This is a genomic window from Streptomyces sp. NPDC002886, from assembly GCF_042888445.1.
Taxonomy (GTDB): domain Bacteria; phylum Actinomycetota; class Actinomycetes; order Streptomycetales; family Streptomycetaceae; genus Streptomyces.
In genome coordinates, this window is sequence record NZ_JBIAPV010000004.1 from 953,654 (window position 1) to 968,596 (window position 14,943).

Sequence of the window (14,943 nt, forward strand, 5' to 3'; positions counted from 1 at the left end):
GGTCGCGGAGGCGAAGGGTGCCGGAACGGGCGGGCCGCCGGGGTCGCGTACGACGGGGTACGCGACGGAAGGACCCGCCTGAGGTGCACGCCGACCCGCCCACGAGGTCACCGGGAAACCGCGCGCGGTCGATCGCGCACGGGCAACGGGCAGGTCTTCGGACTCGCGGGCGCGCGGACCACGAAGGTCCGCACCTACTGGCCGTCGCTTCCCAGGACCGTTTCCGGTCCCAGTGCGTATGACGGCGGTCGTTCCCACTCACCGCTGCGGGGCAGTCCCGGATTCCCACCGGGTTCCCTCTTACGACGCCTCCCGCCTGGCGGACGGGGGCGAACCAGCTGCGCGGCCCACACTAGATCGACCGACCGGGGAACGGGCACGGCTTCCCACATGTCGGACGGTGAAATGAGACACGGGGAGAGCGCCCGTCGTGACCGGCCACTTCTCCCGCCTGGACACCTGGGGCATCTGGAACCGCACCGACTGGGGCGCCCTGACGGCGGTGATCCCCAAGCTCTTCGACTACGACGAACAGCGCCGCACGGCCTACCTACCGGCCGCCCGCACCCTGCGCGTCGGGCACCCGCTCGCGGTCGAGCGCCCCGACGACCCGTACGCCGAACGGGCGAATCACTCTGACGACTCGACAGGTGACAGCAAGTCACTTTATGGGAATTGTGGTGAATTGTCTGATTCTGGGTTGTACTGGACGCCGGCAACACCGTCCATGAACTGGAGCGTTACGTGGCATCCACGACTCTCACCGTCTGGAAGTTCCCCACTCCCGAGGGAGCGCAGCAGGCGGAGTCCGCCCTGCTCGCCCTGCAGAAGGAACAGCTCATACAGGTGCACGACGCGGCCGTCGTCACCTGGCACGAAGAGGCCAAGAAGCCGAAGACCCAGCAGCTCAACAGCCTCACGGGAGCGGGCGCGCTCTCCGGCACCTTCTGGGGCATGCTCTTCGGGCTCCTGTTCTTCGTGCCGCTGCTGGGCGCCGCCGTGGGTGCGGCGGCCGGGGCCATCGGCGGATCCCTCTCCGACGTGGGCATCGACGACCAGTTCATCGACGAGGTGAAGTCCGAGGTGAAGCCCGGAACCTCCGCGCTGTTCCTGCTCTCCTCCGACGCCGTGGTCGAGCGGGTCCGCGACGCCTTCCCGGGCGGACAGGCCCAGCTGATCCGCTCCAACCTCTCCGGCACGCAGGAGCAGCAGCTCCGCGAGGTCTTCGCGGCCTGAGCGGGCACCCATCGAGACACCGCCGCGGCTCGGGACCGGGGGCCCCTCCCCCGGTCCCGGGCCGCGGCGGCGCGACCGCCGCCCCGTGCGGGATTTTCGCCGAGCTGAGGAAGGGGCCCGAGCGGTGAGCGTTCCGCGGACGGCAGGACCCGAGGACAGGAAAGCGGCGGGCCTCGTGGCCCCCTGGCTGCGCCGCTACCGCGGCAGGCTGCTGCGGGGCGACACGCTGGGGGCCCTCACCGCGTGGGCGCTGATCGTGCCCGAGTGCGTGGCCTACGCGCAGATCGCCGGAGTTCCCCCGCAGAACGCCTTCTACGCGGCCCCGGTGGCCCTGCTCGTATACGCCCTGCTCGGCCGCTCCAACTTCCTCCTCATCGGGGCCACTTCGGCCGCGGCCGTACTGTCGGCCGCCACCGTCTCGGCCGTCGGCGCCGCCCCCGAGGACGCCGTGGGGCTGTCGGCCGCCCTGTCGGTGATCGTGGGCGCGGTGCTGCTGGCGGCAGGGCTGGCCCGGCTCGGGTTCCTCACCGCCTTCCTCGCCGAACCGGCCCTGGTGGGCTTCCTGTTCGGGATGGCCCTGACCATCGTCGTCCGGCAGGCAGCCAAGCTCGTCGGAGTCTCCGGCGGTGACGGCGACTTCTTCGAGCGGCTGTGGACCGTCCTGTCCGGAGCCCCGCACTGGTCCCTGGTCACGCTGGCCGTCGGCGCGGGCGCGCTCGCCGTGCTGTTCCTGCTGGAGCGCTTCGTCCCGCGCCTGCCCGCCTCCCTGATCGTCCTGGTGGCGGCGCTCCTCCTGTCGGCGGCCCTCGACCTCGAAGGCCACGGCGTCGACACCGTCGGGCACATCCCCTCGGCCGTCCCGGTCCCCCACCTGCCCGGGATCCCGGCCGCCGACTGGATCGCACTGTTCGGCGGCGCCCTGGGCGTGGCCCTGGTCGTCTTCGCCGAGGCCTTCAGCATCGCCAACCGCTTCGCCCGGGAACACGGCCAGGAGGTCGACGCCGACCGGGAGATGGCCGCCATCGGCTTCGCCAACATCGCCGTCGGGTTCTTCCGCGGCTTCGTCGTCTCCGGCAGCGCCTCGCGCAGCGCGGCCGCCGCCGGAGCGGGCGGCCGGACCCCGATGGTCTCGCTGATCGCGGCGGGGCTGATCCTGCTGACCGGCGCCTTCCTCACCCCGCTGTTCACGGACCTGCCCGAGCCGGTCCTCGGGGCCATCGTCATCTTCGCCGTACGCGGCTTCCTGCGGGTCGGGGAGCTGCGCCGCTACTTCCGCCTGGACCGGCGCAGCCTGTGGGTCGCGCTCACCTCCCTGTTCGGCGTGCTCCTCTTCGACCTGCTGCCCGGGCTGCTGCTCGCCGTCGCGCTCTCCCTCGCGCTGTTCATCGGCGCGGCCGGCCGGCGCAACGTCGCCCTCCTCGGCCGGCTGCCCGGGACCCGGCTGTACGGCGACACCGCCGGGCACCAGGACGCCGCCACCGACCCCGCCGTACGCGTCCTGCGCCCCGACGGCAGCCTCTTCTTCGGCAACGTGGACCGGGTGCGGCTGGCCGTACTGGAGCAGACGCGCGGGGCCCCGGTGGCGCCCCGGGCCGTGGTCCTGGACCTCACCGCCTGCTACCGGCTCGGCGTTCCCGTCCTGGACACCCTGGAGGAACTCCGCGAGGAACTCGACCGGCAGGGCGTCGCCCTGCACCTGGCCCGGCTGCGCTCACCGGCCGCCGCCGAACTGTCCCGCCATCCGCTGGGCGATCACCTGGCCGCACACGGGATACACCGCACCGTGGACGAGGCGGTATCGGCCGCCGGGAGCCGGCTGCCCGAACTCCCCCCGGATGCAGCTCATTAGTTTGTATGTCAGGTTTTGAGCAGAAGTTCCGAATGGGAAGGATTTCCATGAAGCGTCTCCCGATGACCGCGGCCCTGGGCGCGACCGCGGCCCTGTTCCTCACGTCCTGCTCCTCGGACGACCCGAGCCCCAAGGCGCAGGCGACCCAGGCCGCCTCGGAGCTCTGCACCGGCTTCTCCACCCTGAAGGCCGACCAGGCCAAACTGGCGGCCCTGGACCCGGCTTCCGCGACGAAGGACCAGGTCAAGGATGCCGTCGACGCGGTCCAGAAGGACTGGGACAACGTCTCCTCCTCCTTGAAGGACCTGGAAGCCGCGAAGAAGTCGGCGGTGGGCACCGCCGTCGGCGACCTCAAGTCCGGCTTCGGGAACCTGCCCGGCGACACCACCGGATCCGAGGCCCTGACCCAGCTGAAGCCCCAGATCCAGAAGTTCGACGAGACCCTCGTCGCGGCCCGGGTCGGCGTCACATGCCCCTGACCCCCGTGCACCACAAGACCCGCGCGCACCACAAGAAGGCGATCCGCGGCGCCTGCGGCGCGCTGCTCGCGGTGGCGCTACTCGCGACGACGGCCGGCTGCTCCGATTCGGACGGCGACGTGTCGAGCGGGGTGTCCAAGGCGGCCTCGGCCGCCGCCTCGGTCCAGTCGGAGGCCGCCGACGCGGTCGACTCGGCCACCGCGGCCGCGAAGAAGAAGCTGGACGAGGTCAAGGAGGGTGTCGACGCCAAGGACGCGGTGACGCTCGGCGGCGTCACCACCGACGGCGACGGACTGTCGGCCGTCACCGTCACGGCCCGCAACACCGACGCGTCGACGAAGTCCTTCGCTGTCCAGGTCGACTACAAGGACGCCTCCGGCAACCCGCTGGACACGGTGGTCGTCACCGTCTCCGACGTGCCCGCCGGGCAGCCCAAGGACGCGACGGCGCGCAGCACCCACAAGCTCTCGGGCGAGGTGCGCGCCTCCCTCGGCACCGCGCTCAGGTACTGACCCGGCCCGCCGTACGCCCCGCCCGACCCCCGCGCCCCCAAGGGCCCGGCGGGCCGGGCGGGGCGTTTCGCGCTCCCGGGCGGGGCGTTTCGCGCCCCCACCGGGAGGGACCTTCGGCCCGGCCGACGGGACCAAAGGCCCGGATCGCGCCCCTGAGCTGCTGTTAGCGTTGAGGTGTCGCCGCCCGTGAGCCCCCTGCGCTCGCCCGTTCGACGGCCGATGGCCGCGACCGCGTATGACCTACGCCCTGCCGAGAGGAGGCGATCGCCCCATGGATCACAGTCCGAGTCCGCTGACCCACCCGCGCCGCGTCGCCTCGTCCTCCGCCGCGCTCTGACCCGCGTTTTCGCGTAGCCGGAGCTCCCTCTCCACCCCTCGGCGGTCCGCAGGCGTTCCGCGCCCGGCCGTCACACCCCTTCCGGTTCTCCGGCCCGTTCCGGCACCGCCGCGCCCAGCCCTTCCGGCGGGCTCCCCGGGCATGCCCCCAACACCTCCGCGCGACGTCTCGCGCACCGGCATGCCCTCTTCCCCTTCTCCTTTCCTCACCACCCAGAAGGAAGCTCCCTCATGACCATCAACACCCACGCCATCACCGACACGACCGCGACGACCTCCACGACCGCCGAAGAGCAGGCTCAGGCCCTGGCCGTGCTGCACGAGATCCGCGACGAACTGCGGGACTTCAACCGGGACATGGACCGCCTGAACGAGCTGACGGAAGATCAGGTCAAGTCCACCGTCGAGAACCGCAAGCTGACGGCCCTGACCCTCATGTTCGTCATTCCGTCCACCTTCGCCGCGATCCCGGGCGCCAACTTCGAGCACCTCAACGAGTACGGCTTCGACAACTTCTTCGCCCTGCCGGTCCTCCTCGGCACCGTCCTCGCCGCTTCGCTGGGCACCTTCGTCTTCGTCAAGAAGAAGGGGTGGCTCTAGGACGCCCACCCGTGGATTCCGCGTCGGTGCCGTCGGTGCCGACCGGGCCACGGGGAAGCATCCGGTCCAGCCACTTCGGCAGCCACCAATTGGCCCGGCCGAGGAGTGTCATGGTCGCCGGTACCAGCACCATGCGCACGACTGTGGCGTCGATGAAGATCGCGGTGGCCAGGCCGAGCCCGAACATTTTGGTGGAGGGGTCGTCGGCGACGGCGAAGGACAGGAAGACCGCCACCATGATGAGGGCGGCCGAGGTGATGATCCGGGCGGTGCGCGAGACGCCCTCGACGATCGCCGTGCCGTTGTCGCCGGTGCGCAGGTACTCCTCGCGGACGCGGGAGAGGAGGAACACCTCGTAGTCCATCGACAGGCCGAACAGGATGGCGAAGAGGAACATCGGGATGAACGACACGATCGGAACCGTCGCTTCCAGCCCGATGAGTGCTCCTCCCCAGCCCCACTGGAAGACCGCGACCATGATGCCGTAGGCCGCGCCGATGCTCAGCAGGTTCAGCAGTACCGCCTTGAGCGGTACGAGTATCGAGCGGAAGACCAGCATCAGCAGCAGGAACGACATCGCCAGCACGGCGCCGACGAACACCGGCAGGCGTTGGCTGGTGCGTCGGCCCACGTCGGACAGGCTCGCGGTGGCGCCGCCGACGTGGGCCTTGGCCGGGCCGTGCCCGATCGCCGTGGGCAGCACGTCGGCGCGCAGCCGGGCGATGGTGTCGGCCGTGGCCTTGTCCTGCGGGCTCGTGGTCGGGAACACCACGAGGGTCGCGATGCCGGTGGCCCGGTCGATGTGCGTCGGCGCGACGGATGCGATGCCCGGATCCGCCGCGACCGCCCCGACGAGCCGGTCCAGCGCTCCCGGATCACCAGCGGCGTTCGCGGCGATGACGAGGGGACCGTTGGTGCCCGGGCCGAACCCCTCGGCGACGAGGTCGTAGGCGCGGCGCTCGGTACGGCTGGGGGGCATCGAGCCGTCGTCGGGCAGGCCGACTCGCAGGCCGAGCACGGGCAGCGTCGCGGTCAGCAGCAGCCCTGCCGCGCCGACCGCGTACGGCACCGGGTGCCGGCTGACGTGCCCGATCCAGCGACGCCACCCGGCGGCTCGGTCGGCGCCTGCCTCCCGGTCCCGCCGCCGTGCGAGTCGGCCCGGCTTCCCAGTCCGCCTGGCCCGGCCCAGCAGGCCGGTCCGGGCCAGGCGCGGGCCCGCCGCGCCGAGGAAGGCCGGCAGCAGCGTCACCGACGCGAGCACCATCGTCAGGACGACGATCGAGACGGCGACCCCGCCCACCGTCATGAACGGCACGTTCGCGACCGCCAGGCCGAGGATCGACACGACGACGGTGCCGCCGGCGAAGACCACCGGCCGACCCGCCGTGGCCACCGCTCGTCCGGCCGCCGTCTGCGGATCGAGCCCGCACGCGAGGTACTCCCGGTGCCTGGCGAGCACGAACAGCGCGTAGTCGATGCCCACTCCGAGCCCGACCATGCTGCCCAGGACCGGTGCGAAGGTGGGGACGTCCGTGACCCCCGCCAGCACCGTCATCGTGGCGACCCCGATGGTCAGCCCGAAGACCGCCATGCCGATCGGCAGCGCGGCGGCGACGAGCGAACCGAACGCCAGGAACAGGATCGCGGCCGCGGCGAGGAGGCCGATCAGCTCGCTCGCGCCGCCGTCGGGGTCCGAGAAGGCGTAGAAGAGGTTCCCGCCCATCTCGATGCGCAGGGGCAGTTCGGCGCGCATCCGGTCGCCGAGATCGACGAGGGCGTCGAGGTCCTCGGCCGACAGCCGGCTCTGGTCGGGGTACTGCACCCGGACGACCGCGATCCGCCCGTCGGCCGAGACGAGGCCGCCGCGCACGGCGGTGTCCCCGCCCGTGTCGAGCGCCCCCGCCGGGTCGCTCGTGCCGAGCACGTGCGGCAGCCGCTGCACCTCGGCCCGCAGCCGCGTGAGAGCGGTGCGCGCGCCGTCGTCGAAGAACGTCGCACCGGCGCCGAGGGGGGTGACGACCACTTGGGCGGTCATCCCCTCCTGCCCGGTGCCTGCCCGTTCGATCAGTTCCGCGGCCCGTTGGGAGTCAAGCCCCGGAACGGTCATCGAGTCCGCGGTCCGCCCGCCGAAGGCGACGGCGGCGAGGACGGCGAGCGCGGCGGCGAGCAGCCATGCCGCGATCACCCGCCAGGGATGGCGGGCGGCGCTTGCGCCCAGGCGCAACAGGGCTTTCGAGAGCATCGGGTCCTCCAACCACCTCGGTGGCCGTCCTTGTACGGCCACCGATGCCGAGGCTCGTCGCCACGGCGCTCCGCGGCATCGGCCCGCGGGCCGCGAATCCCCCGGCCCCGGGGCGGAGTGACGACCCGTCCTTTCGGCCGATGCGCGCCGCGCCGCGGTCCCTAGGCTGAGAACCGTGCTCCGAGACGACCTGCGAACCCTGTGGACCGAACCCCGGCCGCCCGACGCGCCCGCCCGGGTGCGGCGGGACTGGGCGCTGCTCGCCGCGGGCCTTGCCGGTGTGGCGCTGGAGGCCGGCCTGCGCGAGAACCTCGTGTGGCGGCCGGTGGCGGTGGTGGTCGCCGTATGGCTGTGCCTGCTGACCCTGTGGCGCCGGAGCCGCCCGCTGGCGATGGTGACGCTGGCGTTCGGCTCGGTGATCCTCCTTCCGGTGGCCTCGCTCGTCGCCGCACCGCTCGAGCCCGTCGGCCTGGACACCAGCGCGGTCGTGCTCGTACTGGTGTACGCGCTGACCCGGTGGGGATCGGGACGCGAGATCGTGCTGGGCGGCGCGGTGATCCTCGCGGCCGGCGCGCTGTGTGTCGTCACGGAAGAGATCCCGGTCCTCGAAAAGGTCTTGGCCTTGCTCTTCCTGCTGCTGCCCGGCGTGGTCGGGGCCGCCGTGCGGTTCCGGGTGACCGCTCGCGAGCGGCTGTTGGAGCAGGTGCGCTCCCGCGAGCGCGAGCAGCTCGCCCGGGAACTGCACGACACGGTGGCCCACCACGTGTCGGCCATGGTGATCATCGCCCAGGCGGGCCGGGTCGTCGCGGGCACCGAACCGTCCGCCGCCGTCGAGGCGTTGGAGGGGATCGAGGAGGAAGGGGCGCGCACGCTGGAGGAAATGCGCGCCATGGTCGCCGCGCTGCGCGACCGCGGGGTCGGCGCCGAGCTGGCGCCCCCTGCCGGAGTCGCGGATCTGGAGCGCCTGGTGCGCACCCCGGGTGGTCGTCTCAGGGTCGACCTGGGGCTCGACGGCGAACTGGACGCGCTGCCCCCGGCCGTGGACGCGGCCGTCTACCGGATCGTGCAGGAATCGGTGACCAACGCGCTGCGCCACGCGGTCGACGCGACCGAGCTCGTGGTTCGGGTCGCCGCGGAACGGCACACGGTACGGGTGAGCGTGCGCGACAACGGCCGGCGCACCGGCCGGGGTCGCGAGGGATACGGACTTACCGGACTGCGCGAGCGCGCGACCCTGCTCGGCGGCACACTACGAGCAGGCCCGGGTCCGGACCGGGGCTGGCGTGTCGAAGCCGAACTGCCGAGAGCGAGGAGCGCGAGCGGTGTCCATTCGCGTCCTCGTCGCTGACGACCAGACGATCATCCGCACCGGGTTGCGGATCATGCTGAACGCCCAGCCCGGCATCGAGGTGGTCGGAGAGGCAGCCGACGGGCGGGAAGCGGTCCGCCTGGCCCGCGAACTACGCCCCGACGTCTGCCTGTTCGACATCCGCATGCCCGTGCTCGACGGGCTCGAGGCCACCCGGCTGGTCGCCGGCCCGGGCGTCGCCGACCCGCTGGCCGTGGTCGTCATCACCACGTTCGACCTCGACGAGTACGTCTACGGCTCCCTGCGTGCCGGCGCCCGCGGATTCCTCCTCAAGGACACGGGACCGGACCTTCTGGCGCAGGCCGTCCGGTCGGCGTCCGACGGTGAGGCGCTCATCGCGCCCAGCGTCACCGTCCGTCTGCTCCGGGCCTTCGCGGACCTGCCCGCCGGCCGGCCCGCGACCCAGCCGGTCGCCCCCGTCACCGCCCGCGAGGAGCAGGTGCTCCTCGCCGTCGCTCGCGGGCTGACCAACACCGAGATCGCCGACGCTCTGCACATCAGCCTCAGCACGGTGAAGACGCATCTGGCCAGCCTGATGGCCAAACTCGGCGCCCGCAACCGGGTCGAGATCGCGATGTGGGCCTACGAAACGCGCCGCATCCTCCCCGGAACCTGAGCCGGCCGCCGGGCCATGTCCTACGAGTCCCCGGCCTAGGACGTCCCGACCCGCGAAGGCATCGGCGGGAGGGCCGGCTCGCAGAGCCAGGCCCTGAAGAGGTCCTCCAGCGGTTCGTGCGCGTAGCGGGCCGCGTGCGCGGTGAAGCCGGCCGTGGTGACCACGCCGTGGCGGTTCACGGTGGCCCACTCCCGCAGCATGCGGAAGAACGGGCCGTCCCCCAGTGCGCAGCGGATCGCGTGCACGGCCAGGCCGCCGCGCTGGTAGAGGCGGTCGTCGAACATCAGCTTGCGTCCCGGGTCGGCCAGCAGGAGGTCCTGCGGCTGCCCGGACAGCAAGCGGTGCGCGGCGGCGGCCAGTTCGTGCGCGGTGCGGCCGCCCGAGCGCTCCGACCAGAGCCATTCCGCGTACTTCGCGAAGCCCTCGTTGAGCCAGATGTGCCGCCAGTCGGCGATGGTCACGCTGTTGCCGAACCACTGGTGCGCGAGCTCGTGGGCGATGAGCCGCTCGGAGCCCCGTACGCCGTCCACGTGGTTGGCGCCGAACAGCGAGAGCCCCTGGGCCTCCACCGGCACGTCCAGCTCCTCGTCGGCGACGACCACCGCGTACTCGCCGAAGGGGTAGGGGCCGAACAGCTCCTCGAAGAGCTGCATCATGGCGGGCTGCCGCGCGAAGTCGCGGGAGAACCGGGGCAGCAGGTGCGCCGGCACGTGGGCGCTCTGCGGGACCCCGCCGAGCCCGGGGTCGCCGAGCAGCACCGTCTGGTACATGCCGATGGACAGCCCGACCAGGTACGTGGAGGTCGGCGCGGGCTGCTCGTACACCCAGGTGGTCGTGGAGGCCCGGGTCGTCCGTGTGAGCAGCCTGCCGCCGGCCACGACGGTGTAGGCGGAGGGGGTGTTGACCGAGATCTGGTACGAGGCCTTGTCCGCGGGCCGGTCGTTGCAGGGGTACCAGGAGGGCGCGCCGACGGGCTGGCTGGCCACCAGCGCGCCGTCGGTCAGTTCCTCCCAGCCGAGCCCGCCCCAGGGGCTGCGCACCGGTGTGGGGTTGCCCGCCCAGTGCACCTCGACGGTGAAGGCGGCGCCGGCGGGCAGCGGCTTGGGCGGCCGGATGCGGAGTTTGCCGCCGCGGTGGCTGTAGTGCGGGGCGCGGCCGTTCACCAGGACGCGGCCTATTTTGAACTCGGCCAGGTTGAGGTGGAACTCGGTGAGCGGAGCCCGCCCGGCGATCGCGCTGAGGCGGGCCGTCCCGGCGAGCCGGTTGGGGCCGGGACGGTACTCCAGAGCGAGTTCGTACCGGTGCACGCGGTAACGGTGGTCGCCGTTGGCCGGAAAGTACGGGTCCGATGCCGCTGTCTTCTGGCCGTTCACTGCCGCTTCCGCTCCCTGCGTTGTGCTCGTACGACGTGCTGGTGCCGCCCGGCCCGGACGCCCGTTTCCGATCGCCCGGACCCGCCGTTCAGGACCGCCACGCCTCGATCGGGTTGCCCAGCCAGCGGGTGTCGGCGGGAACGGATTCCCCGGCCATCACGAGGGAGGCGGGACCCAGAGTGCTGCGGGCCCCGACCGTGCTCCCGGGCAGGACGATTCCGCCCGGGCCCAGGGTGGCGCCCTCACGCAGGACCACAGTATCCGTCCTCAAGATCCGGTCGTGGAAGAGGTGCGTCTGCAACACGCAGCCCCGGTTCACGCTGACCGCGTCACCCAGGGTGACCAGGTCGGTCTCGGGCAGCCAGTAGCTCTCGCACCACACGCCCCGGCCGATCCGGGCACCGAGTGCGCGCAGCCACAGGGACAGCACCGGCGTGCCGGGCACCGAGCCGATCAGCCAGGGCACGGCCAGCACCTCGACGAAGGTGTCGGCCAGTTCGTTGCGCCACACGAAGCCGCTCCACAGCGGGTGCTCGCCCGTCCGGTGCCGGCCGACCAGCAGCCACTTCGCGGCCGCCGAGACCACGCACGCGGCCGCCCCGGCGGCGAGCAGGACCGCACCGGACAGCAGCGCGGTCACCCACGGGCCGGGCCCGTCCGCCGCGGCCAGCGTGCAGAACGCGGCCACGGTCAGGACGCCCAGCGCGGCCGAGCAGAACACCGGGACGAGCCGGCACAGCTCCACCAGCCCGCGCGCCCACAACAGCCGCGCGGGCGGATCGTACGTCCGGCTCTGGTCGGAGTCCGCGGTGGACCGCGGCAGCCGGACCGGCGGCAGCCCCAGGTAGGAGCTGCCCTTCTTGGCCTTCTTCGGGGTGGCGGACAGGACGCCGACCAGCCCGTCGTCCGGCACGGAGCGGCCCGGCGCGGTCATGCCGGAGTTGCCGAGGAAGGCCCGGCGGCCGATCTCGGAGTGTCCGATCCGCAGCCAGCCGCCGCCCAGCTCATAGGGGGCGGTCAGGGTGTCGTCGGCGAGGAAGGCGCCCTCGCCGACGGTGGTGAGGCTCGGCAGCGCGAGCACGGTGGAGACCTCGGCGCCCCGGCCGATCTTCATGCCGAGGAGCCGCAGCCACACCGGTGTGATCAGCCCGGCGTACAGCGGGAAGAGGGTTTCCCGGGAGAGGTCCATCAGCTGGGTGACCGTCCAGGCCTGCCAGCCGATCCTGCTGTGCGTGGGGTGGACGCCCGTGCGCAGACCGAGGCTGAGGAGGCGTACGGAGACGAGGATGAGGGCCGCGTACGCGAACCCGAAGGCGAGCGCCCCGGGCACCACGGCGAGCAGCGCTCCGGCCAGGGCCCGGCCCGCTCCGGCGTCGGCGGGCACGAACCGGGCGGCCACCAGGAGGGCCGGCAGGGCGGCGAGCACGGGCAGGGAAGTGAGGCAGAAGCCGGCCGCCCCGTAGGCGGCGCGCCAGGGCAGACCGCGCGGCGGGCGCTCCTTGGGCCAGTTCCGCTTGGCCTTGCCGAGCTTGCCGGCGGGGGCTCCGGCCCAGCGCTGGCCGGTCGGGATCTGGCCGACCACGGCGGAGCCGGGGGCCACCTCGGCCCGCTTTCCGACGCGGGCGCCGGGGAAGAGGATGCTGCGGGTGCCGACCACGGCGCCCGCGCCGACCTTCACGGCGCCGATCTCCAGGCGGTCCCCGTCCAGCCAGTGGCCGGAGAGGTCCACCTCGGATTCCACGGCGCAGCCGCGGCCGAGTTTGAGCATGCCCGTGACGGGCGGCAGCGAGTGCAGGTCCACCTCGGGGCCGATCTTGGCGCCCAGGGCCCGCGCGTAGCGCTCCAGCCAGGAGCCGGTGAGCGAGGTCGCGCCGGAGTACTCGGCCAGCCGCTCGGCCGTCCACAGCCGCAGGTGAACGTTTCCGCCGCGCGGGTGGCGCCCCGCCTTCACCCCGCGCAGCAGCATCCGGGCGCCGCCGGCGGCGATCGCGAGGCGGCCGGGCGGGCTGAAGAGCAGCGCGGCGCCGGCGGCGACGAGCCACCAGGAGGCGGCGGGCGCCCACGGGTAGGCCCCGAACCAGTGCAGGACGTTGCCCAGGGCGAGCACCGCCACCGTCCAGCGCAGTCCGACCAGGGTGAACAGCGGGATCAGCAGCAGGGACTGGATGACCGCGGTCCGGCGCGGCACGGGCGCGATGGTCCGGACCGCTCCGTCGTCCTGTGCGGACTTCTCCAGGTGCCGGGCGAGCTTGCGCAGGGTGGGCTGCTGGTAGATGTCGACGACGGCGGCGCTCGGGTAGCGGGTGCGCAGCCGGGTGGTGAGCTGGGCGGCGGCGAGGCTGCTGCCGCCGATCGCGAAGAAGTCGTCGGCGGCGCCGGTGACGGTCACGCCCAGGGTCTCGCTCCACTGCTCGGCGAGCCAGGCCTCGGTGCCGTAGAGCTGCTCGGTGGGTCCGCTGGTCTCCAGTTCCGGGAGCGGCCAGGGCAGTGCGTTGCGGTCGACCTTGCCGGAGGTGCGGGTCGGCAGCTCGTCGACCGGTGCGAGCAGCGGTACGAGGGCGGCGGGCAGCTCGGCGCGCAGCCGCGTCACGGCAGCCGCGTGGTCCCAGCCGTCCTGGGTGACCAGGTAGCCGACGAGGAGCTGGTTGCCGCTGCGCGCCGTGCGGACGGCGGCGGCCGCGCCGGCGACCCCGGGCAGGGCCTGGAGGGCGGCGTCCACCTCGCCCAGCTCGATGCGTCGCCCGCCGAGCTTGATCTGCTCGTCGCCGCGGCCCAGGAAGACCAGGCCCTCGGGTTCCGCGCGGACGAGGTCGCCGCTGCGGTAGGCGCGCTCCCAGCCGAGGGATTCCAGCGGGGCGTACTTCTCGGCGTCCTTCGCGGGGTCGAGGTAGCGGGCCAGGCCGACGCCGCCGATGACGAGCTGGCCGCTGCCGCCCATGGGCACCGGTTCGCCGGATTCGTCGACGACGGCCAGTTCCCAGCCGTTCAGCGGGAGGCCGATGCGGATCGGCTCCTCGCCGGTCAGCAGGGAGGCGCAGGCGACGACGGTGGCCTCGGTGGGGCCGTAGGTGTTCCAGACCTCGCGGCCCTCGGTGACCAGCCGCTGGGTGAGCTCGGGCGGGCAGGCCTCGCCGCCGAAGATCAGCAGCCGGACCTCGTTGAGCGCCTCGGGCTCCCACAGGGCGGCCAGGGTCGGCACCGTGGAGACCACGGTGATCTCCTGCTCGGCCAGCCAGGGGCCGAGGTCGGCGCCGCTGCGGACCTGCGAGCGCGGGACGGGGACCAGGCAGGCTCCGTAGCGCCAGGCCAGCCACATCTCCTCGCAGGAGGCGTCGAAGGCCACGGACAGTCCGGCCATGACCCGGTCACCGGGGCCGATGGGCTCCTCGGTGAGGAACAGCGCGGCCTCGGCGTCCACGAAGGCGGCGGCGCTGCGGTGGCTGACGGCGACGCCCTTGGGCTTGCCGGTGGAGCCGGAGGTGAAGATGATCCACGCGTCGTGCTCGGGGCCGGGGCGGGCGGCGGGGGCGCTCGCGGGGGCGGGTTCCTTGCCCGGCGCGGCGACCTCGATGCGCTGGTCGGCGCCCAGCACGGCCCGTACTCCGGCCTCGCCGAAGACCAGGTCGGCCCGCTCGTCCGGGTCCTCGGCGTCCACGGGCACGTAGGCGGCGCCCGCCGCGAGGACGGCCAGGATGCCCGCGTACAGCTCGTTGGTGCCGGACGGCACCCGGACCCCGACCCGGTCCCCCAGCCCCACTCCGGCCGCCGCGAGGGCGCGCCGCCGGCGCTCCACCTCGACGGCGAGCGCCCGGTAGGTCAGCCGGGTGGCTCCGTCGTCCAGGGCGAGCTCGTCGGGGTGGGCCCGTACGGAGGCCTCGAAGACGTCGACGAGGGTACGGGCCGGGGCGGCGGGTCCGGCCGTGAACAGGGCCTGCTTGCCGGGCTCGGCGGCCCGGTCCCCGGCGTCGGGCGCGGCCCCTTCGTCGAGCCCGTCGAGCCCGGTTCCGTCGTCGAGCAGAGTGACTTCACCGTGCTCTGGTGTGGCTGCCATCGGCCCTCGCGTCGTGTTCCCGGAAGCCTCCGGGTCGCCGGGCGGAGCCCGGGTCTGCCCAGGTTGTTCCGGTCCAGCGCCAAACAACCCGCCAGTCTAGTGCGACATCAAGGATTTTCTGTCTCAAGGCTTGCGCGTGGCCGGGAAGGGACGGTACAAGCGGGCGCGGGGGGGGGGGGGGCCCCCCCCCCCCCCGCGCGCCCCCCGGGGGGGGGGGGCGGGGGCGCCCCCCCCCGGGGGGGGCGGGGGGGGCGGGGGGCCGCGGGTCTGCACCCCCCCC

The 14,943-nt window shown here is 73.2% G+C and carries 10 protein-coding genes and 1 riboswitch; of the genes, 7 read left to right on the top strand and 3 right to left on the bottom strand.

Annotated features, from left to right (window positions below; translation table 11 throughout):
* Positions 1–130 precede the first annotated feature (130 nt).
* Positions 131–354, bottom strand: a riboswitch (cobalamin riboswitch).
* Positions 355–744: 390 nt separating this feature from the next.
* The 5 genes from ACFYYB_RS22635 (at position 745) to ACFYYB_RS22655 (ending at position 5,012) form a co-directional block, all read left to right on the top strand.
* A complete protein-coding gene (locus ACFYYB_RS22635; protein ID WP_389437048.1) occupies positions 745–1,236 on the top strand; it encodes a DUF1269 domain-containing protein in 492 nt (163 codons plus the stop codon).
* A gap of 124 nt (positions 1,237–1,360) precedes the next feature.
* On the top strand, positions 1,361–3,085 hold the full coding sequence (locus ACFYYB_RS22640) for a SulP family inorganic anion transporter (protein ID WP_389437049.1): 1,725 nt from the start codon (positions 1,361–1,363) through the stop codon (positions 3,083–3,085).
* A gap of 47 nt (positions 3,086–3,132) precedes the next feature.
* The gene (locus ACFYYB_RS22645) at positions 3,133–3,564 is read left to right on the top strand and encodes a hypothetical protein (RefSeq protein ID WP_389437051.1); all 432 of its coding nucleotides are present in this window, start codon (positions 3,133–3,135) and stop codon (positions 3,562–3,564) included.
* The gene (locus ACFYYB_RS22650; RefSeq protein ID WP_389437053.1) at positions 3,555–4,076 is read left to right on the top strand and encodes a hypothetical protein; all 522 of its coding nucleotides are present in this window, start codon (positions 3,555–3,557) and stop codon (positions 4,074–4,076) included. The genes ACFYYB_RS22645 and ACFYYB_RS22650 overlap by 10 nt, the downstream gene beginning before the upstream one ends.
* A gap of 567 nt (positions 4,077–4,643) precedes the next feature.
* On the top strand, positions 4,644–5,012 hold the full coding sequence (locus ACFYYB_RS22655) for a hypothetical protein (RefSeq protein WP_389437054.1): 369 nt from the start codon (positions 4,644–4,646) through the stop codon (positions 5,010–5,012).
* Here ACFYYB_RS22655 and ACFYYB_RS22660 read toward each other — a convergent pair.
* Entirely contained in the window at positions 4,990–7,254 is a 2,265-nt protein-coding gene (locus tag ACFYYB_RS22660; protein WP_389437055.1) for an MMPL family transporter, read from the bottom strand. The two genes, ACFYYB_RS22655 and ACFYYB_RS22660, sit on opposite strands and share 23 nt — an antisense overlap.
* Positions 7,255–7,429: 175 nt before the next feature.
* Here ACFYYB_RS22660 and ACFYYB_RS22665 point away from each other — a divergent pair, with 175 nt between their 5' ends.
* Positions 7,430–8,602, top strand: coding sequence for a sensor histidine kinase (locus ACFYYB_RS22665; RefSeq protein WP_389437056.1), 1,173 nt, complete (start codon positions 7,430–7,432; stop codon positions 8,600–8,602).
* Positions 8,577–9,239: a response regulator gene (locus tag ACFYYB_RS22670; RefSeq protein ID WP_389437058.1), complete on the top strand. Its 663-nt coding sequence runs from the start codon at positions 8,577–8,579 to the stop codon at positions 9,237–9,239. Before ACFYYB_RS22665 ends, ACFYYB_RS22670 begins: the two co-directional genes overlap by 26 nt.
* 35 nt (positions 9,240–9,274) lie before the next feature.
* Here ACFYYB_RS22670 and ACFYYB_RS22675 read toward each other — a convergent pair whose 3' ends face one another.
* Both ACFYYB_RS22675 and ACFYYB_RS22680 read right to left on the bottom strand, forming a co-directional pair.
* On the bottom strand, positions 9,275–10,612 hold the full coding sequence (locus tag ACFYYB_RS22675) for a M1 family metallopeptidase (protein WP_389437060.1): 1,338 nt from the start codon (positions 10,610–10,612) through the stop codon (positions 9,275–9,277).
* Positions 10,613–10,700: 88 nt separating this feature from the next.
* On the bottom strand, positions 10,701–14,663 hold the full coding sequence (locus ACFYYB_RS22680; protein ID WP_389437062.1) for a Pls/PosA family non-ribosomal peptide synthetase: 3,963 nt from the start codon (positions 14,661–14,663) through the stop codon (positions 10,701–10,703).
* Positions 14,664–14,943: the final 280 nt, after the last annotated feature.